Consider the following 21,148-nt stretch of genomic DNA (forward strand, 5'->3'; position numbering starts at 1 on the left):
TCCTTTTTTGGAGAAGGAACGCGACAACTAATCCTACAGGCCGAGATTGCTGCCGGCGCCTCCCAATCCGGCGAGGCCGGTCATGGTCGTCGCGACAGGCGACTGCATATCGCGGATCGTCGTGCTTGCCGGCGCTGCGCTGGCCGGCGCAGGGCCTCCCAGGCCGGGCAGGGTGCCGCTGCCCGCAGGCGCGGGCGAGCCGGCCACGGCAGACGGTGGGGCAACCGGGCCCTGCCCTCCTGACCAGCCGGACCAACCCGAGTTGCTGGCGGCCCCGGTACCTGACCCCGTTCCGCTGCCCTGGAGCCCTTGTTGATAGGCGCCTTGCCACTGCGCTGGGTCCACTCCGTGTGCGATCGCCTCCTGCCGCGCCGCGTTTGCCGAAGCTTCGGCGCCCAGCGCCTGCTGGCGGGCCTGGTCGGCAGCCGCCTTGTCGGCCGGAGTCGCCCCGGGCTGATCGGCCTTGGCCTTGGCCGCCTCAAAGGTCCTGACGGCCTCCCCCTCCTTTCTGGCCGCGTCGACAGCGTTTCGATATGCCTGATCCTTGGAAGGAGCGGCCCCTGGGTTGCTTGGGGGCGCTGCGGCCGGCTGAGACTTACTCGCCGGCCCCGCCGCCTGGCTCTGGGCAGCAGGGGCGGCCGGCGGAGCCGCTCCCGGATTGCTGCTGGCAGCAGAGCCGGCTGGCGAGTTGGAACCACTGGAAGCCTGACCGGCAGGCGACGAAGGCTGGTTCCCGGAACCGGCGCCGGATCCGCCAGGGGCCGGAGCAGCTCCCGTTCCCGCGCCGCCTTGTGGTGCCGTTCCGCTGCCGGGGCGCGACGCATTGGCAGCCCCCGTCCCGGTGCCGCCGGTCGAGGCCGACGGGGTGCCGGATCCTGGGCTGCTCGCTGGGGCCTTGTACTTCTCGTAAATCTTGGTCTGGACTGCACCGACCAGCATGCCGCGCAACCCACTGAGGACGCCGTTCACTCCGCAAAGGATGGCCTCCGACTTGGTAAGAACTGCCTGCCTTTGAAGCGCGGCGCTTGTGGAGCCGGCTTTCAAGCCGGCAGTCACGGACTTGGCGATCTGACACTCGAGCATGGCGATGACGGTCTGGGCGATAAGGACGAGGGCATACTCGACCATCGCCGCCCCCCAGCCATTCGGTCCCATGCCCAGCGTTTCGCCGGTTACCGGGTCGATGCGCCACCACCCCGCAATCTGCCCGTCCGCGGTGCGCTGCCGGGTCGGCACAATGGCGAGCTTACCGGCCTCAAGGTCCGCCGCGATCCGCGCGGCGACATCGGGAGGAAGGTCAAGGCCAGCCAGGGCGCTGCTGTCTCCCGGGCGCAGCAGGGTCCAGCTGTCGTCGATGGGAGTTGCGGCGAAGGCATCAGCCGTACCGGAATTCTCTGCGCCGTTGCCCAGGACCAGCGCCTCGGCGTTGGTGTCGGCAATTCCCTGGATCATCCGGAGCGACGTTGCTGTTTCCTCCGCTGGGTCGATGCCGACCCCGTTCTCGACGATGTCGATGGCGTGCCGAACGAAGAAGTCACCCCCTTTGCCGCGCGTCAGCGTAGCGTGCTCGGCTATGATGTTCGGCCGGTCCAGATAGACCGAATTCGCCAGCGGATTGGCGTCGAGCCGCGTGGCGGCGACGGCGATCGCGGCAGCCGCAAGCGGTGGCAGCTTGGCGAAGATCTCGCCTGCATTGGCGGGAGCCTTCGAGAAGGGATCGCGGCCCACCTCCTCAAAGAAGCTTCGGCCGGCGAGCGCATGTTCCGCCGCAACATGCACGATGAACTCCGGCGCCAGCCGGGCCGAGAACAGCACCACGTGCGTTTCCGCCAGCATGGCCATGGCGCGGGCGAGCTTCTTTTCATCGCTCAAGGTGAGTGTGCCGATGTCGCCGGAGGCGCGGGCGGCGGGGCCGATCAGGTCGAAGATCTCGCGGCGGCTCGTTCGGGTGCCATCGGGTCCCGTTACCACGAAGTCGAGCCATTCCGCCACCAGCTCGCCTTCGGGGCGCGGGGCAACAGACGACGTGTCCGGTTGGGCGCCCTGGTCGTCGCTCGACAGCAGATCGCCCGCCTTGGAGAAGATGCCGGCGGCAGGGACCCCGACCGCGGCGAACGGGTTGGGCGGTGCCGGAAACTCGTTGAGTTCACCGGTGTCGCGGACGCTGGAGAGCGCCAGCTGCTCGTCGCCTATCGAAATGAAGGGCAGCCACTCGCGCTGGGCATACACGGCCGAGCGGAGCTTGATCTGCAGCGTTTCATCGCCGAGTTCAGGCCAGTCCGCCGTCCACAGCATCGGCATGTGGCCGATGGTTATGGTTCGCCCCATCATGTCGCGCGGGCGGAAGGTCTGCTCGACTATGACGTGCTCCTGCGTGGCGCCGTCCCTCCACTGCTCGGTAGCGACACGAAGCGTCACTGCATATTCCATCTCCTGCGGAAGGGCATCGGGGTTGAAGGTCTCGGCAGCCGGTATCAGCGCCGAGCCCATTTCGGCGGCGCCGATCGGATCGAGGTCGATCCAACCGCCACCTTCATTCAACTGCACCCACCAGTAGTCGGCGAGCGCCGCGGCCGTTGCCTCGGCAACCTCGGCCGGATCGGTTTCTGGCAACGCGACGAGACGGAGCAGCCGCAACGCCTGGTCGAGAACCCGGGTATCCATCCCGACCGAGATACGCTCGGCTCGCGCAGCGGCGTTGGAGAGTTCGCCAGAGACCGCCTCAGCATCGAGTTCGTAGAGTTCCGCGGCTTCCATGGGATCGGTCGGAACGTCCACCTCGAACACGTCCTCGCCCAACTCCTCGACCGCTTCCGCTCCTTCGGAGCTCGGTTCCCCAGCTGCTACTGGCTGCAACCCGGCCGTGCCGAGGCCAGAGTCCAGAGCGGACGCGCCGCCTTGCGGTGCGATCGCCTGGTCAACGGACGCTGTGGCGCGATTACGCTCCGCAAGCATCCGCTGCCACAGAGTGCGAGCCGTTTCCGGCGGCAGTTTCGCCCGGGCCAGCCGCACCTCGTGGCCCGCCCGGCGCAGCAGTTCGGCCAGCAGCAGTGCCTGATCGAGGCTGTTGCCGATGCGGTCCATGAGCACGCCGGTTGGCCCGCGCAATGCGCCGGGATAGGGCATCCATACGACTTCGTCCCGGACCCAGGCGTAGAGGTGGGCGGGCTCGATGCCCACCGTGTCGACGACATATTGCGGATCCCAGCGGTCGCGGGGCGCCTCGCGCTCACCGTCCTCGATGGCCTCGAGGCTGCGCGAGACCTGCTGGATAAAGCGGATCGCACCTTCTTCGTCATCGGCCGACTGGGCCAAGACCGGAAGCAACCCGCTCCACATAAATGCCATGAGGGCGGCCAGGAAGCCGTTGATCACCTTCCTGAGGCGGCCGCGGGCCGGACGGAGCAAAACGGGGAAGGTTCGAGCGCGCATGGCCGGGCTCCTTCATCTCGTACCGCCAGTATAGAAGGTCGTCAGCCTCCGGAATAGTCGAGCCGCGTCAGCTGCTCGGGCTCGACGACGACGTTCTCGAAGATCGATGGATCGCTGTCGCCGATCTCCACGCGATAGCTTCCGGCAGGAACCGGGACCGGCGCAGCTCCGACGGTTCCGCGCGCTATGACTGCCCCGGCAGTATCGAGCACTCGGAAGGTCACGCTGACCGCCGCCTCCACCCCGGCTTCGAGTTCCGCCTCGTCGGCGGCATCGAAGTAGCGGCCGTGGCCGGCCGCCGCCCAGGCGCGGAAGGTGTCCTTGAGCGCCGCGTCCTCCACGGCGAATCCGACAATGTTCACCCGGACGTCGACCCCTTGCGCGACCAGCGCCTCGATCTCCGCCTGCGGATCGCCCCCGCAAGTCTCCTCGCCGTCGGTCACCAGCACGACGACACGCGGGCCGACCGCCCCGCGCAGATCCTCCGCGACCGCCCGCAAGGAGGCCGCGATCGGCGTCTTGGCCAGGTTGACGGGCGTAACGCCGCCAATGAACGCTGCGACCGCGTCGCGGTCGAGAGGCGCCAAGGGGATTGGCAGGTGCGTCTCGCAGGAGTCGGGCCGGTCGGTCCCGAACACCCGCAGGGCCAGGGGCGCGCCGGGCGGCAGTGTCCCGGTCACCAGCTCGGTAAGCACCGTGCGGGCGATCTCGATGCGCCGGCGGTCACCGAGATGCTGCAGCATGCTGCCCGAAGCATCGAGGATGAGCTCGGTGGCGGGCGCCTGCCGCGGCACCCGAGGCGTCGGCTGGATGCCACCGGCGGCGGCGAGGGCGGGGTCGACCGTGGGGACAACCGCAACCTCGATGGTGCCAGGCGCCGGCGGCGGCGCCATCCCGGCGCGCGCTTCCAGACGGTACCGCGCCGGCCGGCGGAGCCAAGCCGCCGCCCGGTCGAAGATGACGTCCATGGCGGCCTGCGTCGGTGCCCATGTGTACTGGCCTGCATTTGCCGCAGCCAGGTCTTGCATGATGTGCTTCTCAACCAACCGCGCAGCGATCGCCGAGGGATCGCCGTCACCGGCGCCAACATGCGCCGCAAAGATGTGCGGCGGGGAGGTACGCAGTGTGTTCCACATCTGGTCATGGACAGCGTAGCTGGGGGAAGACGCGTCCGTCAGAAGGAGAAGGGCGCGCGCGCTGCGGCGTTCGGAGAGTGCATGCTCCGCTGTAATGACACTCTTCTCGAGATCGCTGGAGCCGCCATCATCGGTCTTGGCCAGAATCGCGGACTGTACCGTCCAGGACTGGTCGCTCCACTCGTCGAGGATGAATGGCTGCTCGAAGTTCATCACGTTGACGAACTCCTCGCCCGGCTTAATGCCATCGGCGAAGACACGCAGTCCCTTTTTGATGATCTCAACGAGTCCCGCTAGGCTCGTGCTGGTGTCGTAGGCGATGGCGATTGATCGCGCCGGCTCGGCAATCCGAACCAGGTAGCGCGCGTTGGGCTCCACCTGGGCCTCGAGCGTCGCCTCGCTGCCGCTATCCGAGACGCTGCGCAGGGGCACCGGCTGGCCGTCGGCGGTCTCCAGTACTGCGTCCGCAGCGATAAACGGCTCCTGCCGAAGCGTCAGCGTTAGCGTGTTGACCGACGCAGGTGTCTCCACGGCATACCAGTCCTCGTCGGCGTTGAGTTCGACCTCACCGGCGACGGTGTCGCCGAGGCGGAGCGCCTCCGCCGTCGCGCGCGTGTCGTTGGCGTCGCCCTCGGGCCGCGCCGCTGCCGCGCTCCCGCGTACCGTCGCCTCGTAGATCGAATCCCTGCCGAGGAATCCCCACTCCCCGAGAATGGAGAGATAGCCTTCGCCGATCGGACGCTCGAGCACCCGTATCGTAGCCGGGTATTGCCAAACCTCGCCGGCTGGGATGTCTGTCGAGGCAGTGAAGCGGAGGAAGCGGGCCCAGATCGGCTCCGGCAAAGGCCACACTGCTACGCCGCCGTCGCCCTCCAGGGACCAGTCTCCGAGCTCCCGCCAGGGGCCGAGCGGGCTGTTCAAGCTTACGGCGACCTTCACAGCTTGAAAGGGCTTTCGTCGCAACTCGCCGTGCACCCATTCCAGCGAGACGATCTGGGCCGCCCGATCGTTGCAAAATCCGATCACCCATTCAGGCGCGGGACCCGCAGGCACCTCGACCGAGGATCCGCCTTCTTCCAAGAGCGCACGGGCATCGGCGTGATCCTTGCCGATCACCGGCATGGAATAGACGACGTGTCCGCCGCGGGCAGGGTCGCCGATGTTCAGCGAGGCGCCGGCGGGCTCGCCTGGAACAGCAATGACCTTCCATTCTCCGAGATTGATGAAGCGGCCTCCGGAGTGGCTGGACCTGAGCCGCAACTGGGCCGCGCGAGCGGTTCGGGGTGCCGGCAGGGCGAACGCCTGCTCGACCGGGGTTTGGCTCAGCTGCCCAGAGAGCACGAGCTCGAAGTTGACGCCGTCCTCCGAGAGGAGCAGGTCGAAGTCGCGCAGGCTATCGGGAAGATAGCCGCTGCTTCCGCCGACCTGCGGATGGAGTGCGATACCTGCAATCGGCCAACTGCGATCGCCGCCGAACGACACCGTAACCGTGGCCGGAAGCTGCTCGGCGCTGCGGAGGTACCCTACCGACGAGGTAACCTCGTCGAATAGCAAGGCGGCGTCGGACGTGACCGCCTCGTCCTTGGGACCCGCCAACTTTCCCCCGAACGCCGCCGCCGCAACGTTGAAGCCCCCCCTAAGCGACTCGGTCATGGCGAAGGAGAGCTCGTCTCCTACCGGCAGCGCGTTCGGATCCGCCACCAGCATCGCCGTGGCCGACTTCGTCCCACCGTCGGCGGCGCGAGCTCGTACTGCGATCTGCGCGGGGTTGTCGCCCCAGGCATCGGGTGCCACCACGACGTCGAGCGCCACGCTTTCCTCGCCCCCTGGAGCCAGGTGCAGGCTCAACCTGGACAGTTCCAGCTGATACTGGAAATCGCTCGACCGGCCGTCGAGACTGAGATCGAGCGGCTCGCTTCCTTGGTTGATTAAGCGGACCGTGCCCTTTACCCGCTGGCCACGAACCCAGAAGGCAGCGACCGGCCGATCATCGAGGTGTACCGCGATGTCGAGCGGCGGTACGCTCGGCTCTTCCGGTTGCGGCCCATCCTCGAACGACACCTTCATGGCGTAAGGGCTGGGTTCTCTGCCATGCACATTGAGTTTCACCGCCTGCCCGGGCGACAGCTCCGCCACCAGCGGCGTCTGGCTATACGAATCCGAACTGGCGAGGTGCGTTTCCCCGTCATAGGCCGACACGTCGACGCCCGGCGGCCCCGTGATCTCGACCTCGACCCGGGTCGGGCGGGCCACATCCGGTAGCGCGAACCAGTCGACCTCGTAACGGTGCTCCAGCACCCCCGAAACGCTGAGCGAGGCAGGCAGCGGCGACGCGCGAGCCGCTTGGTCGTTCGGTTCCAGGTCGCCCGGCAGCGCGAAGGGATCGCGGTACGACAGCTTGATCCGGTATTGGCCTTCGACCGGCTGCGTGGCGCGCAGCCGCAGGACATAGTCACCAGGTGCCAGCCAACTCGCGAAGGTGGCTGGCACGTCGGCGGCGATCCCGGCGAATGTCGTAGCGTTGCCCGACGAGACCGCGTAGTCGATCTCGCCCCCGGGAGGCGCCGTCACCTCGAGCGCAACGTGCGCCGCGGCGGATAGCGAAAACCGATAGAAGTCGATGTCGGCGAGGTCGACGAGCTTGCCTGTCCTCGCTTCCTCGAACCGCAGCCGTTGGGCGGCCCACTCTGGCTGGTTGGGCTCGCGCTCTGCGGACGGATCGGGCAGACCGACGTCCTCGACCTCCAGGGCGTAGTCTGCATCCCCGCCGCTCACTTCGACCGAGTAAACACCGGGCAACAAAAGGATGTCAGATGCCTCCACGGCATCGCCTGCGGGTTCCGGGGAGGCACCCACGAGTTCCCCTTTCGCGTCAAGGATCGCAACCCTTGCAACGCCGGACCCGTGCACCTTCGCACGCCAGAGTTGCGGGACCCCATCCACCCGCAGGGCGAACACGTCCCTTTCGATGCCAACCAGCCTGCCGTCGGCCTTCCCGTCGGGCCCGAGCGGCGTCGCAGTGGCGGCCGTATCGTTCGGCTCAGCCTCGCTTCCCGCCTTATGGAGGCCGGCCAAGCGAGCCGCGAGCCTGTAGCCTCGGTCCGGATCGGCAGTGCCGGAGATCGATACGGTATAGCGGCCGGGTGCGAGCACCAGATCGGGCAGGCTTACCGGGGCCGTGTCCCTGCATTGCAACGTACTGCCAGTGGAACTTATCAGGCAGAGGGGGCCCGTCGGCTCTCCGTCGGTCTCCAACGCGAGCTCCAACCGCTTGCCCTGGAGCTGCTCGTCAATCTCCACGGCGAAGAGGTCCGTGTCGCCCACCCTGCCGAGCCGGCCCGAGATCTCCTTGCCGAGTGGTAATGGCCGGGCCGTGTTCGGCGTATCGTTCGGTTCGCTTTCCCGCCCGGCGACACGCCGGCCCGCCGGCGCCAACCGCACCAGATAGGGCCGCTGTCCGTCGGAGGTGCGGGAGAAATGCAGGATGTAGTTGCCGGGCGCTAGCCCGAGGTCGGGAAGCTGCATGGATCCGGTAACGGTGCTGCTGAGCAGTGGAGAACCCTGCGAGTCCTCAAGCGCGAAGTAGTACGTCTGGTCGGGAGGCGCGCTTGTCTCGATGATCCAGCGCCGCTTGGCTTCGCTGTCCCCAACCACCCACCGGTAGTAGTCATCCGAGTCGGCAAGGTCGCCGAGAAGGGTGGTTTCGGGCGCAAGTTCGCTTGCCTGGTCAAGAGAATCGTTCGGCTCCGCCTCGATCTTCTGCGCGACCGCCCGTTTGAACGCGATGGCGTAGTCGCCGGCTCCACTGCGGGCCGCCACTGCCAAAACATAGCTGCCGGGAGCCAAGAGGAGGTCGCCGTAGGTCGCCTGCGAGCTTCCGGGAGGCGTGGTTAGAGCAAAGACGGGGGGGCCGACAGCACCAGCCGCATCCGGCGTGACTGGTTGGTCGATGCGATGAATCTGCAGCCGGGTCTCGTCTCCGGACACGCCGCGCAGGCTGACGGACCAGCCGGACTCCATCGATGTGGGAGCAAAGCTCCAGGCGAAGAGGTCGGTTTCGCCCGCGTCGAACCGCCCTTCGAGGCAGAAGGCCTCGGCAACTGCCTGCGCGGACGCAATTTCACCATTGGGCTCCAGCTCCGCGAGGCAGTCAGTTTGCGCCGCTGCCGGAGCGATCGCAGCCTGCAGGAACAGCAGAACACCTGCCGCACCGCCCCCCAGCGCAGCCCTGACACTGTCCATTGTCACGCCGCCAGCCCCGAGATACGCATGGATCTCTACCGATGCTGTCCGCGATTGATCTTAGCCCGGACTTCGGGGCATCGCCAGCCGGTGCTCGATCAGGTCAGCTCGATTAGGTCATGCACCACTCTTCGAGAGGACTAGATAGGTCGTAACATCGGCGCGTCGGCAGATAGAAGCAGACAATCATCAAAGTCCGCTTCGGGCCAAAAGCGGTCATTCACTGAGGTCTGCCTCGCGCCCAACAGCGGACTTACCGCTCGCCACGTGCGCGGGGGACGGGTATCGTAGACGCGGGCGGCTCAGGCAGGCACGAGTGCGTGCTTGGTTGGCGTGGGGAGACCAGGGAGAGATGGCACTCGATCACATCTCCAGTCTGGTCCTGACGAACGGGACGGAGCTTTCCCGGGCCATCAAGTCGAAGCAGGTGTCCTGCGTCGAGGTGATGTCCGCGTATCTCGATCACATCGAGGTCTTCAACCCGCGCGTCAATGCCATCATCTCGATGCCGCCGCGCGAGGCGCTGCTGGCCCTGGCCGAGGAGTGCGACGCCCAGCTCAGGCGCGGCCAGTATCTCGGCCGGATGCACGGTTTTCCGCACGCGGTGAAGGACAACATTCCGGTGAAGGGGATGCCTTTCACGCGCGGCTCGCCGTTGTTCAAGGACTTCATCGCCCCGGCGGACGCGATCGTTGTCGAGCGCATGCGGGCCGCCGGTGCGATCATCATCGGCAAGACCAACCTGCCGGAGTTCGCGTTCGGCTCGCAGACGCACAACCCGGTGTTCGGCACGACGCTCAACCCCTACGACCCGACCAAGACCAGTGGTGGCTCGAGCGGTGGGGCGGGAGCCGCGGTGGCGCTGCGCATGCTGCCGATGGCGGTGGGCACCGACCACACGGGAAGTCTGCGCAACCCGGGCGCCTTCAACAACCTGTTCGCGCTGCGGCCCTCCTACGGTCGCGTGCCCATCGAGGCCGCGGACGCGTTCAACTCGGGCATGAGCATGGCCGGCCCGCTGGCCCGAACGGTGCCGGACCTGGCGCTGCTGTTGAGCGTCCAGGCCGGATATGACCCGCGCGTGCCGCTCTCCATCCATGAGGATCCCGCACAGTTCGCCATTCCGCTGACGGGCGAGGTCAAGGGCAAGCGGATCGCCTGGGGCGGCGACCTGCTGGCGGGCATCATGCCGTTCGAGGCTGGAGTGCTCGAGCTCTGCCGCGGGGCATTGGCGACGTTCGAGCAACTGGGCTGCATCGTCGAGGACGCGGCGCCCGAGTTTCCCATCGAACAGCTGTTTGCGAGCCTGCAGGTGCTGCGGGCCTGGCAACTGGGCCACATGCTGATCGATCTCTACAACGATCCGGCCAAGCGCGGGCAATTGAGCCCCGAGGCGCAATTCGAGGTGGAGACGTACCTTCGGCTCAGCGCTGCCGACGTCGCCGCCGCCGGCAATGTCCGCACCGCGTGGTACCAGGCGGTGCGCCGGTTCTTTGCGACCTACGACTACTTCGTCCTGCCGTCGGCGCAGGTCTTCCCATTCGACGCAGGGACCAACTACCCGACGGAGATCGCCGACAGGCCGACGACCGACGCCTACTACCGCTGGATGGAGGTCATGATCCCGGTGACGATGGCGGGATGCCCGGCGATCAACGTACCGGCGGGGTTCAGCGACGCGGGGCTGCCGATGGGAATTCAGATCATGGCGCCCAACCACGCCGAGAGGGCATGCCTCGAGATCGCCCACGCCTACGACGTCGCGACCCGCTGGGTCGAGAGGCGGATGCCGCCAATGCTGACTTCCTAGCGACGCCCCCTCCCCACACAGCAAAAAGCCCGCGTCGGCGGAGACGCGGGCTTCACAGTTCGGCAGTTCTTGAGGGCTGCCTATTCTAAGGCAGCGCTTAAACGCGGCTGAGATTGACTGTCTGGCAGAAGACGCCCTGGCAACCGTTGACCTTCAACTTGTCCTCGCCGGTCATAATCATGGTACCAGCATAGGTGTCGCCGGCATGCTTGACTGTGCCGGTCCACTTGTTCTCGTCGGACTGCGTGCCCTGAACGATGACCTGGTTCAGGTACTGCCTGTTCTCGTCATCCTTGTCGCGGAGCCAGATCAGGCGCGCGCACAGGGCGCCGTCAGCGCAGGTGGTGATCTTGTAGCGGCTCTTGCCGTCATCGGCTTGCCAGGTGCCGGTGGGGTCGGCGGCGAGGGCGTATACGGGGGCCATAGCAAGCAGCGTGGCAAGCAAGGCCGAAGCGAGTTTCTTCGTGAGGTGCATTGTCATGCGTCTCCGTGGGACTGGGTCGGGTGTGTCCGATTTGGGGCCCGACCTGTAGCGTTCGGGTCTGATTGGCCGGATACAGGTAGATTTTGGCTGAATATGGGATAAGAGCATCGTTCATCTGCCGTTCATCTTTGCGGCCCGGAGGGGGCCCAGATATGGCAGGCACGCTGACTTACTTGCCGACGCCCTTGTTCAGCCTGCATTCAACCTGCCACATTTCCGCCTTTGGACAACGGCGGGGGCGCGCGCAAAGTTCACCTCACGATGTCGTGACACATGTCACGGACACGCATTTTCGTTCACGAATCCGTGAAGTGTTGCGAGGCGCGAGCCTGCATCGCATGATGCACGCGCCGTCCCAAGGACGGCCAACGTCAAAAGGTCTCGCCACGCTACGGGACCACGAGGAGGATTTCATGAAGCATCTCGTCGCGACGGCCATGCTCGCGGGCGCCCTCTTGCTGCCCGTCTCCGGCTTTGCTGCCGATTACAACATCATGGCTCCCGCCGCCCCCGGCGGCGGCTGGGACCAGACCGCACGTTCCATGCAGGAAGCGCTCACCGCCGAAGGCATCGCGGGCAACGTGCAGGTCGTCAACGTCCCCGGCGCCGGCGGCACCATCGGCCTTGCCCAGTTTTCGCAGGAAGCCAATGGCGATCCGAGCCGGCTGCTGGTCGGCGGCTATGTCATGGTCGGCGCCATCCTCACCAACAAGTCGCCGGTGACGCTCGATGCGGTCACGCCCATCGCCCGCCTCACCGGCGAGTACGAGGTGATCGTCGTCCCTGCCGCCTCCGACATCCAGACGCTCGCCGACCTCAGCGCCAAGCTGAAGGCCGATCCGGGCTCGGTCTCGTGGGCCGGCGGTTCGGCCGGCGGCACCGACCACATCACTGCCGGGCTCTTCGCCAAGACCGTCGGCGTCGATCCCAAGCTCGTGAACTACATCGCCTTCTCGGGCGGCGGCGAGGCACTGGCGGCCGTGCTCGGCAACCAGGTCACCGTCGGCATCTCGGGCTATGGCGAGTTCCAGAGCCAGGTTGAAGCCGGCGCGCTCCGCGTCATCGGCGTCTCCGCGCCTGAAAAAGTCTCGGTCATCAACGGCCCGACCTTCAAGGAATCCGGCGTCGATCTCGTCGTCCAGAACTGGCGCGGCGTCTGGGCCGGTTCGGGCCTCTCGGCCGAGCAGGTCACCGCCATCACCGCCGACATCGAGAAGATGGTGAACTCGGCCAGCTGGAAGAAGACGCTCGAGACCAAGGGCTGGAACAACACCTGGCTGAGCGGCGACGACTTCAAGACGCAGCTTGCGGCCGAGCAGGCCGCCACAGCCGCCATCCTCAAGGAAGTCGGCCTCGTCCAGTAAGCGAGCTGCCATGAGCGAGCCCGTGGTTCCCGACAAAGCAAAGCGCCGCCCGGATGTGGCGGCTCTCATCATCGCAGCGGCGCTGGCCATTCTCGGCGCCGTCATCGCCTGGGATGCCTCGCGCCTCGGCGCTGGCGGCGCCTATGCCCGCATCGGCCCGCAGACGATCCCCTACGCCATCGCCATCTGCCTCGGCCTCCTCGCCGCATGGACGGTGATCGAGGCCGTGCGCGGTGATTTCCCCGAGCGCGAGAAACAGGAATTCGCCCCGGTCCTCTGGATCGTCGGAGGGCTGCTGGCGCAGTTGATCCTCATCAAGTTCGTCGGCTTCTCGATCGCCACGGCGATCCTCTTCGCCATGACTGCGCGCGGTCTGGGCAAGGTCTCTCTGCCCTTCGCCTTCGCGGCGGGCCTCGTTCTCTCCGTCCTGATCTGGTTCTTGTTCGCCCGCCTCCTGGCACTAACGCTCCCGGCGGGCCCGCTCGAACACCTGATCATCGATCTCCTCACCGCCAAGCCGCCCGCGACCGGAGCCTGATACCGCGATGGATACCTTCAGCCTCCTGATCCAGGGCCTCGGCGTCGCCATCCAGCCGATCAACCTGCTCTACGCGCTGATCGGCGTCACCCTCGGCACCGCCGTCGGCGTTCTCCCCGGCATCGGCCCCGCCACAACCGTCGCGCTGCTGCTGCCGGTCACCTACAAGCTCGATCCGGCCGGCTCGCTCATCATGTTCGCCGGCATCTACTACGGCGGCATGTATGGCGGCTCGACCACCTCGATCCTCCTCAACACACCCGGCGAGAGCGCCTCGATCGTCACCGCGCTCGAGGGGAACAAGATGGCCAAAGCCGGCCGCGGCGGCCCGGCGCTCGCCACCGCCGCCATCGGCTCGTTCGTCGCCGGCCTCATCGCCACCATCGCGCTGGCCTTCCTCGCCCCGTGGGTGGTGAAGTTCGCCCTCGCCTTCGGCCCGCGCGAGTACTTCGCTCTGATGGTGCTGGCCTTCATCACCGTCTCGGCCGCGTTCGGCGATTCTGCGCTGCGCGGCCTCACGTCGCTGTTCATCGGCCTTACCCTCGGCATTGTCGGCATCGACCTGCAGACCGGCCAGGCCCGCATGTCCTTCGGTGTCCCCGACCTCCTCGACGGCATCGAAGTCACCACCCTCGCCGTCGCCATGTTTGCCATCGGCGAAACGCTCTACGTCGCCGCACAGGGCAAGCGCGCGCCAGAGAGCATCGAGCCGGTCCGCGGCTCGATCTGGATGACTGCCAAGGACTGGGCCCGCTCGTGGAAGCCCTGGCTGCGCGGCACTGCCATCGGCTTCCCCATCGGCGCCATGCCGGCCGGCGGCGCCGAGATCGGCACCTTCTTCTCCTACGCCACCGAAAAGCGCCTGACCAAGCATCCCGAGGAATTCGGCAACGGCGCCATCGAAGGCGTCGCCGGCCCCGAGGCCGCCAACAATGCCTCCGCCGCCGGCACCCTCGTGCCCCTGCTGACGCTCGGCCTCCCCACCTCGGCCACCGCGGCCATCATGCTCGCCGGCTTCCAGCAATATGGCCTCCAGCCCGGCCCCCTGCTCTTCACTTCCAACCCGCAGCTGGTCTGGGGCCTGATCGCCAGTCTTCTGATCGCCAACTTCATGCTGATCGTCCTCAACCTGCCGCTGGTCGGCCTTTGGGTGCGCCTGCTCTCGATCCCAAAGCATTGGCTCTACGCGGGCATCCTCACCTTCGCGACGCTCGGCACCATCGGCGCCAACCCGTCCGTGGTCGAACTCGGCATGCTGCTGGTCTTCGGCCTCCTCGGCTACGCCCTCCGCCTCTTCCACTTCCCCATCGCACCGGTGGTCATCGGCCTCATCCTCGGCCCGATGGCCGAACAACAACTCCGCCGCGCGCTCGCCATCTCGCAGGGCGACGTGACGGTGCTGTTCACCTCACCGATCTCCGCCGTGCTGCTGACGCTGGCGTTTCTCGCGCTGGTCGTGCCGATCGTTTTGAGGCTGAGGGGACGCGGCAAGCTGCTGGCTGCGGTGGCGAGCGACGATGATTGAGGCGGCTTGGGCAAACCAGTAAGAGCCCGCATAACCGCAACCCTCCCAGTCACCCCTCATCACCGGGCTTGTCCCGGTGATCCAGCCACGCGAAGTCGTTCGCGTGGAAAGGCTCCCTTCGCTCCGCAGACGGGAGTGGCTGGATTGCCGGGACAAGCCCGGCAATGAGGCCCCAAGATGAGTGCTGTGCGTCAAGGCCCGCGGCTACATCTGCTCGAGCAGCGACATTGGCCATGGTAGGCAGCGCGGCAGGCGCCGACGATTAAGTGAAGCAATTCCAATAATACAGGCTGCAGTCTGAACTTATGCATCAGAACTACAGGCCACGGCCTGTTTTTGGCCTCGCCTTCGCCCGCAGCTAAATCTCCTCCGGCGGCTCCCAGTTCGGCCAGTCCGCCACGTGCTCTTCCCACTCGCCCGGCTTGACCGATTGTTCCGGCACGGTTCGCCCGCGCACCGAGACGCCGACGGCATGCACCGTTTCGGGATCACCCGAGACCAGCGGGTGCCACCAGGCGAGGCCCTTGCCTTCGGCGATGCGGCGATAGGCGCAGGTCACCGGGATCCACTCGATGGTCCGCACATTCTCAGGCGTCAGCTTGATGCAGTCGGGCACGACCTTGAGCCGGTTGGGATAGTCGCTGCACTTGCAGCTTTCGCCGTCGAGCAACTTGCAGCGAACGTCCGACACATAGATGTCGCCGGTGTCCTCGTCCTCGAGCTTCATCAGGCAGCAGCGCCCACAGCCGTCGCAGAGCGATTCCCACTCCGCCGGCGTCATTTCCTCGAGGGTTTTCTCTTCCCAGAACGGCATGCAATTCCTGTGTTGCGTCAATGCGCTTGCGCAAACTGCGCTGTGATCATATTCGAGCGACTGCCTTGCCAATGCGCCCCGAATTGGGGAGATTCAAGGTGGCCGGTGAGCCCGCGGAGTTTTCGGTGCAGGATCCGTTCTACCACAAAGAGAAGCGCCGCAAGAAAACCCGCATGCTGGCCGCGGATGCCTGGCTCGATTCCGCGCTTTACGATTTCGGGCAGTCGCTCGGTCGCGGCTTCACCAATGTCGAGGATTTCTTCTCGCGCTTCCGCGTGTCCGGGATCAAGCGTTTCTTCGTCGAGATCTTCTCGGACGGGCTGAGCTTCTTCGCCATCGGCTGCGTGCTGATGACCGCGCTGGCGATCCCGGCGTTCGACGCCACCGCCACCGGCCACGTCAACAAGGCCGAGGATATCGCCGTCACCTTCCTCGATCGCTACGGTAACGAGATCGGCCGCCGCGGCATCCGGTCGGACGATTCCTACCCGCTCGACAAGTTGCCCGATTATTTCGTCAAGGCGGCGCTCGCCACCGAAGACCGGCGCTTCTACGAGCACTGGGGCATAGACGTGGTGGGCACGCTACGCGCGCTGATGTCCAACGCCGGCGGCGAGTCATCGCTGCAGGGTGGCTCGTCCATCACCCAGCAGCTCGCCAAGAACCTCTTCCTCTCGTCCGAGCGCACGCTCGAGCGCAAGATCAAGGAAGCCTTCCTCTCGGTCTGGCTCGAGTGGCACTACACCAAGGACGAGATCCTCAAGCTTTACTTCGACCGCGCTTATATGGGCGGCGGCAATTTCGGCGCAGCGGCCGCGGCCGAGTTCTATTTCGGCAAGAAGATCACCGATGTGAACCTCGCCGAAGCAGCCATGCTGGCGGGCCTGTTCAAGGCGCCGACCAAATACGCGCCGCATGTCGACCTCGCGGCGGCACGCGGCCGCGCCAACCTCGTCCTCTCCAACCTCGTCGATGCCGGCTTCCTCACCGAGGGCCAGGTCACGGCCGCCCGGCGCAACCCGGCGGTGCCGATCGATCGCTCGGCCGAGGCGAACTCGCCCAACTACTTCCTCGATTACGCCTTCGAGGAGGCCAAGAAGATCATCGAGACCACTGGCAGCCCGTCGAACACCTTCGTCGTGCGCACCACGGTCGATCCGGTGCTGCAGTCCTATGCCGAGGACGCCGTGACCTCGGTCGTGCGCGAGCAGGGCGAGGCCTATCGCGTCAGCCAGGCGGCAATGGTCGTCCTCGACACCAACGGCGCCATCCGCGCCATGGTCGGCGGCATGGATTACGGCAAGAGCCAGTTCAACCGCTCGATCGTGCCCAACCGGCAGCCGGGCTCGGCCTTCAAGCTGTTCGATTACGCCACCGCCTTCGAGATGATCCCGGAATATGACCCGGACACCATCGTCTCAGGCGCTACCCAGTGCATCGGCAACTGGTGCCCGCAGAACTATTCGCGCAACTCGGTTGGCCGCATCAGCCTGATCTCGGCGTTCCAGCAGTCGATCAACACCGTGCCGGTCAACCTGTCGATCAAGACGGGCCGCCAGCCGATCGCCGACTTCGCGCACAAGATCGGGCTGCAGAACGATTTCCCGGTGACCCGCTCGCTGGCCCTCGGCGCGGCGTCGGTAAGCGTCATCGACATGGCCTCGTCCTATGCCGTGTTCGCCAACCACGGCTACAAGACCACCGCCTTCGGCCTCACCCGCATCACCACGCTCTCCGGTGAGCTGCTGTACGAGGCCGACCCCGAAGCCAACCGGGAGCGCGTGGTCAGCGAGCAGACGGTGCTCTACATGAACCGCATGATGCGCGCCGTGGTCGAAAGCGGCACCGGCAGGCGCGCGCAGATCGAGGGCGTTCCGTCCGTCGGCAAGACCGGAACCACCTCGTCCTACCGCGATGCGTGGTTCTGCGGCTTCACCGGCAACTATGTCGCCGCCGTCTGGTTCGGCAATGACGACTACCAGGCCACCAAGGAACTCACCGGCGGTACGCTACCGACGGTCGCCTGGCAGAAGTTCATGGCTTATGCGCACACCAATATCGAGATCAAGCCGGTCGAAGGCGTCGACTTCCAGCCCGCTCCGTTCGTGATCGCCAACGCCACTCCCGTCGAAGGGCAACCCGCCCTGCCCGCCGCCGAACGCCCGCCCGGGCTGAAGCCGGGCGCGGCCGAGAAGCTGCTCGACGTTGCCGACATGCTCAAGGCTGCGATGGGCAGCACCAACGAAGCCTCGCTCGCCGTCGCCCCCGCAACTCCGTCCAAGAGCCTGTAGCCCTTGCGCTTTCTCGCTCAACTCGGGACGATGCTGGTGGTCGCCCTGCTGGTCGGGTTCGGCCTCAGCTATTATGCGCTCAGCGACGGCCGCATGTTCGGCGCCATCCAGATCGGCCCTTGGCAGGCTTGGAAGGATGTCGGCGTCCCCAATCCCGATCCCTACACCCGCGCCTTCATCGCCCGCTCCGGCGCCCTGGAGCTCGGCGCCACCGAAGGCATCCAGTTCATCGCAAGTACCGACAGCGACAACAAAAAACTCGATCGCAACTGCCGCTACCGTATCGACGGCCGAACCCCCGCCGCTCGGTTCTGGACGCTGGTGCCCGTATCGTCCGACGACGGCATGCCCATCGCACGACCCGATGGCCAACTCGATTTCCACAGCGCCCGCCTCAGCCGCGCCGGCGACGGCTCGGCGGCTCTCTACGTATCGAAAACCCTCGCACCCGAGAACTGGATCGAGATCGCCGGCGACGGACCGTTCAGCCTCGTGCTGAGCCTCTACGACACGTCGAGCCTCTCCGGGGTCGGCTCGGAAGTCGCATCGCTTCCGGCCATCATCCGCGAGGCCTGCGCATGATCCGGTGGCTGCTCTGGATCCTCGGCGGCGTCGTGCTGGGTGGCATCATCCACATCGCTGTCATCCTCAGCCTGCCGTCGCTATCCGCCACGGCGGCGTGGGACCAGGTATCAGCGCTCGGCGCCGACGTGGCGCCCTTGGTGCTGCCGGCCGCACGGGCCGGCGAACCCAACCCGCTGCGGCTCGACCCCGAACTCGCCTACGCAGTCTGCAAGATCGATCTCCGCAAGGGTCCGGGCTCAGTCACCGGCAGCCTGCCCCAGGCCTTCTGGTCGGTCGCCGTCTATGGCCGCGCCGGCACGGTGATCTACTCGACTACCAACCGCGACGGTATCGGCACCCAGCTCGATCTCGGCGTCTTCAATTCGGCCCAGACCCGTCTTCTCGCCGAGCAGAAACTCGATATCGCCGAAGGCCTGCTGATCGTCGAAGCGCATGAGGACGATCTTGTCGTCGTGGTCCGCCTCGCCCCGCCGCACCCCGAGATGCGGGGGCGCTACGAGAAGGCGCTGACGGGCCTCAAATGCGGCAATATCGCCGTCTGAGCTATTTCCGGTACTCGCCCTCGCTAGGGGCATCGAGCAGGATCCGGCCCGGCAGGGCCTCGCGGCCATCGAGCCAATCGGCTGCATCATCGACGCAGAACGTCCCCGCCTCGGCGCGGTCGAGCCAGATCGCGTAGTCGCTTAGCGCCGCATCCACCCGCACCGCTTCCATATGCGGCGTCTCGACCAGGAAATGGTCGAGCGCATAGGCATAGGAATCGTAACGATAGCGCAGCGCCCGGACGAAGCGGGCGATGTGGAGATCATTCTCCGCCTTCCGCGTCTGCATCTGCACGATCATCTCGGGCCCGATGTCATCGAGCTGGCTCGCCGCTACCGCGCGCTGGCGGTCGACCTCGATCACCGCGCAGATCGAGACGAAGGTCGAGGGCAGCGTCAGCACATCGGCGCCGACATCATCGGTGATGGTGTTGTAGCGCACGCGCGAGGAAGCATAGGGCTCCCGCGTCAGCCACATATAGTAGAGGTCGTCGCGCGACGACCGTTTGCTGAACAGGCTGGCGACCATCACCACCTGCTCGTAATCGAAGGCCCAGTCCTTGACGTGGCGCGCAATCAGGAAGCGGTAGACGCGGTCGTGCATCTCCTGTTCCTGGTCGGTGATGTTGAAATCCGAGACTGGCTGCCCGGTTATCCAGCGACCGAATCTGTCGGCCTTGGGGATGATGTCGTCGTTGAGTACGCCCGGCTTCACCCGGCCGAAATCGCCGAGTTCGTGCGCCGTAAGTGGCGTCGCGAACAGCGCTACCGCCAGCGCAAGTATCCGGGCCCCCGCCCTGCGTCTAGCCACGTCGCCGCTTGCCGCCTGATGCTGCGCCGACCGGCTTGTCCGGCAGGTCCGAGCCCTGCCGCTCATAACGAATGCCTGTGAACAACACGACTTCGCCCGTGCCCGCCGATTGGGAGCGCGTTTTCGGGATGCGTCCACGCTTGGGGAGTTGAACCAGCTTTCCCAACCTTGCCTCCGGCGGGTGGGCGAAACGTTGCCGGGGACCCATTCCGTCGGCAAATCGGGCGCGACGCATTCAGCCCGACAAGGTCCATTAAGAGTTCGTCAAGGTTAACAGTTCGCTAACGATTTCGGGAAATGATCACACCTGTGGTTGAGGCTCGAATCTGTGGGGCCTCTCAGGGCAAATTATGATCGGTTTCCAGCCTTACGAGACGTTCCAGCTCCTCATCGAGACTGGTGGCGTTGATCGAACGAACACGCTGCTTTGCGCTGCCTGCGATGCTTTCGCGCGGCGCGGACGGCCAACCAGTGCCGAAACGGAACAGTTTGCGGCCCTGGCCCAGCGGCTCTTCCCGTCGGCCGCCCCCGCGGCGCGCGCCAAGGCCGCGGCAACGCTCGGCCGGTCCGAAGATCTCTCGCCTGAACTCGAGGAACTGGTCGTCCGGCACCTCGGCGACGATCTGCCGGACTATCTCGTCTCCGCCCCGCGCCTGTCCGAAAGCACGATGCTGAAAGTGCTGTCGTCGGGTGACGTCACGCTGGGCGCCGCGATCGCCCGTCGCGGCGAGCTCTCAAACTCCGTGCTCGGCCGACTGTTCCAGATGAACAGCCGCAAGGTCTACCGCGCCCTCGCCACCAACACCGCGATCGTGCCGCGCGGCCCCTATCTCAGCGCTCTCGCCCGCTCGGCCCAGATGGATCACCAGGTCGCCTGGTCGCTCGCTGCCCGCGAGGATTTCGACGCCGCGCTGCTTGCCCCCGCCTTCTTCGATCTCGGCGAGAACGATCGCCTCAAGGTGATCACCGCCTTTGCCAAGCGCGAAACACCCGACGCCCCGATCAAGCGCACGCTCGAGCAGCTGTCGGTCGCGACGAGCGAGTTGACCCGCGCGCTGATGAAGCTCTTCTCGGAGAACCGCCGTCCCGAGGTTACCAAGCTCCTCCATCAGATCACCGGCCTCGACGAAGTGCGCTGCGGGCAGATCGCTCACGACACTTCGGGCGCTGCCCTGTTCGTCGTGCTCCGCGCCTTCGGCTGCAACGCCCAGGACGGCCTCAAGGTGCTGATCCATGCCACCTCGCATGACGAGGATCGCTCCAAGGCCCTCGCCAGCTTCTCGACGCTGTTCGACACGGTCAGTGTCGATGCCACAGCCTTCCTGATGAGCGCATGGCGCGGCGAGGTGAACCTCCTCGACATGACCAAGCCCGAGTACAAGCCCTTCGACCCCGACCGCCGCCGCCTGCCCCCGCCGCAGACGCGCGACCGCGACCCCGTGGTCGATCAGGCCATCGAGGCCTTGGCACGGATCGGGGCGCGGGCGGCGAGCTAAGGATAGCCGAAGCAGACGGCTCCCTCCCATCCGCCCCCATAAAAGGGTGCCTGCCGGTGTGTCAGGCTCGATCGAAGA

At 66.2% G+C, this 21,148-nt stretch carries 13 protein-coding genes; 8 read left to right on the forward strand and 5 right to left on the reverse strand.

The window, feature by feature from the left end; translation table 11 throughout:
• Positions 1-33: 33 nt before the first annotated feature.
• Both ACOYW5_RS06955 and ACOYW5_RS06960 read right to left on the reverse strand, forming a co-directional pair.
• Entirely contained in the window at positions 34-3,375 is a 3,342-nt protein-coding gene (locus ACOYW5_RS06955; RefSeq protein WP_423068521.1) for a hypothetical protein, read from the reverse strand.
• Positions 3,376-3,473: 98 nt separating this feature from the next.
• The gene (locus tag ACOYW5_RS06960; protein ID WP_423068522.1) at positions 3,474-8,810 is read right to left on the reverse strand and encodes a VWA domain-containing protein; all 5,337 of its coding nucleotides are present in this window, start codon (positions 8,808-8,810) and stop codon (positions 3,474-3,476) included.
• 352 nt (positions 8,811-9,162) lie between these two features.
• On the opposite strand from ACOYW5_RS06960, the gene ACOYW5_RS06965 reads away from it, so the two are divergent.
• Positions 9,163-10,620, forward strand: a complete 1,458-nt coding sequence (locus ACOYW5_RS06965) for an amidase (protein ID WP_423068523.1) — start codon at positions 9,163-9,165, stop codon at positions 10,618-10,620.
• A 97-nt stretch (positions 10,621-10,717) separates the two neighbouring features.
• Here the strand turns inward: ACOYW5_RS06965 and ACOYW5_RS06970 are convergent, their stop codons facing one another.
• The gene (locus tag ACOYW5_RS06970; RefSeq protein ID WP_423068524.1) at positions 10,718-11,095 is read right to left on the reverse strand and encodes a DUF2147 domain-containing protein; all 378 of its coding nucleotides are present in this window, start codon (positions 11,093-11,095) and stop codon (positions 10,718-10,720) included.
• A gap of 422 nt (positions 11,096-11,517) precedes the next feature.
• On the opposite strand from ACOYW5_RS06970, the gene ACOYW5_RS06975 reads away from it, so the two are divergent.
• Genes ACOYW5_RS06975 through ACOYW5_RS06985 form a run of 3 tightly spaced genes read left to right on the forward strand, consistent with a single transcriptional unit; the run spans position 11,518 to position 14,531 of the window.
• On the forward strand, positions 11,518-12,468 hold the full coding sequence (locus ACOYW5_RS06975) for a Bug family tripartite tricarboxylate transporter substrate binding protein (protein ID WP_423068525.1): 951 nt from the start codon (positions 11,518-11,520) through the stop codon (positions 12,466-12,468).
• Positions 12,469-12,478: 10 nt separating this feature from the next.
• Positions 12,479-13,006, forward strand: coding sequence for a tripartite tricarboxylate transporter TctB family protein (locus ACOYW5_RS06980; protein WP_423068526.1), 528 nt, complete (start codon positions 12,479-12,481; stop codon positions 13,004-13,006).
• 7 nt (positions 13,007-13,013) lie between these two features.
• Positions 13,014-14,531 carry a tripartite tricarboxylate transporter permease gene (locus ACOYW5_RS06985; RefSeq protein WP_423068527.1) on the forward strand — a complete coding sequence of 506 codons (1,518 nt, stop codon included), beginning with the start codon at positions 13,014-13,016 and terminating at the stop codon, positions 14,529-14,531.
• Between the two features lie 358 nt (positions 14,532-14,889).
• Here the strand turns inward: ACOYW5_RS06985 and ACOYW5_RS06990 are convergent, their stop codons facing one another.
• A complete protein-coding gene (locus ACOYW5_RS06990; protein WP_423068528.1) occupies positions 14,890-15,345 on the reverse strand; it encodes a YcgN family cysteine cluster protein in 456 nt (151 codons plus the stop codon).
• A 98-nt stretch (positions 15,346-15,443) separates the two neighbouring features.
• Between ACOYW5_RS06990 and ACOYW5_RS06995 the strand changes: the two genes are divergently transcribed.
• Genes ACOYW5_RS06995 through ACOYW5_RS07005 form a run of 3 tightly spaced genes read left to right on the forward strand, consistent with a single transcriptional unit; the run spans position 15,444 to position 18,763 of the window.
• The gene (locus ACOYW5_RS06995; protein ID WP_423068529.1) at positions 15,444-17,636 is read left to right on the forward strand and encodes a transglycosylase domain-containing protein; all 2,193 of its coding nucleotides are present in this window, start codon (positions 15,444-15,446) and stop codon (positions 17,634-17,636) included.
• A 3-nt stretch (positions 17,637-17,639) separates the two neighbouring features.
• Positions 17,640-18,218 (forward strand): DUF1214 domain-containing protein, encoded by a 579-nt coding sequence (locus tag ACOYW5_RS07000; protein WP_423068530.1) that lies wholly within the window; start codon positions 17,640-17,642, stop codon positions 18,216-18,218.
• Entirely contained in the window at positions 18,215-18,763 is a 549-nt protein-coding gene (locus tag ACOYW5_RS07005) for a DUF1254 domain-containing protein (RefSeq protein ID WP_423068531.1), read from the forward strand. Before ACOYW5_RS07000 ends, ACOYW5_RS07005 begins: the two co-directional genes overlap by 4 nt.
• Before the next feature lies 1 nt (position 18,764).
• Here ACOYW5_RS07005 and ACOYW5_RS07010 read toward each other — a convergent pair whose 3' ends face one another.
• A complete protein-coding gene (locus ACOYW5_RS07010; protein ID WP_423068532.1) occupies positions 18,765-19,574 on the reverse strand; it encodes a hypothetical protein in 810 nt (269 codons plus the stop codon).
• Positions 19,575-19,924: 350 nt separating this feature from the next.
• Here ACOYW5_RS07010 and ACOYW5_RS07015 point away from each other — a divergent pair, with 350 nt between their 5' ends.
• Positions 19,925-21,070: a DUF2336 domain-containing protein gene (locus ACOYW5_RS07015; protein ID WP_423068533.1), complete on the forward strand. Its 1,146-nt coding sequence runs from the start codon at positions 19,925-19,927 to the stop codon at positions 21,068-21,070.
• Positions 21,071-21,148 lie beyond the last annotated feature (78 nt).

The sequence above is a fragment of the Devosia sp. CN2-171 genome, assembly GCF_049354815.1.
GTDB lineage: Bacteria > Pseudomonadota > Alphaproteobacteria > Rhizobiales > Devosiaceae > Devosia_A.

What these genes read in the sequence shown, in the direction of transcription:
- ACOYW5_RS06960 (WP_423068522.1), bottom strand. Translation starts at nt 8,810, where the DNA reads ATGGACAGTGTCAGGGCTGCGCTGGGGGGCGGTGCGGCAGGTGTTCTG.
- ACOYW5_RS06965 (WP_423068523.1), top strand. Translation starts at nt 9,163, where the DNA reads ATGGCACTCGATCACATCTCCAGTCTGGTCCTGACGAACGGGACGGAG.
- ACOYW5_RS06970 (WP_423068524.1), bottom strand. Translation starts at nt 11,095, where the DNA reads ATGCACCTCACGAAGAAACTCGCTTCGGCCTTGCTTGCCACGCTGCTT.
- ACOYW5_RS06975 (WP_423068525.1), top strand. Translation starts at nt 11,518, where the DNA reads ATGAAGCATCTCGTCGCGACGGCCATGCTCGCGGGCGCCCTCTTGCTG.
- ACOYW5_RS06980 (WP_423068526.1), top strand. Translation starts at nt 12,479, where the DNA reads ATGAGCGAGCCCGTGGTTCCCGACAAAGCAAAGCGCCGCCCGGATGTG.
- ACOYW5_RS06985 (WP_423068527.1), top strand. Translation starts at nt 13,014, where the DNA reads ATGGATACCTTCAGCCTCCTGATCCAGGGCCTCGGCGTCGCCATCCAG.
- ACOYW5_RS06990 (WP_423068528.1), bottom strand. Translation starts at nt 15,345, where the DNA reads ATGCCGTTCTGGGAAGAGAAAACCCTCGAGGAAATGACGCCGGCGGAG.
- ACOYW5_RS07005 (WP_423068531.1), top strand. Translation starts at nt 18,215, where the DNA reads ATGATCCGGTGGCTGCTCTGGATCCTCGGCGGCGTCGTGCTGGGTGGC.
- ACOYW5_RS07015 (WP_423068533.1), top strand. Translation starts at nt 19,925, where the DNA reads ATGATCGGTTTCCAGCCTTACGAGACGTTCCAGCTCCTCATCGAGACT.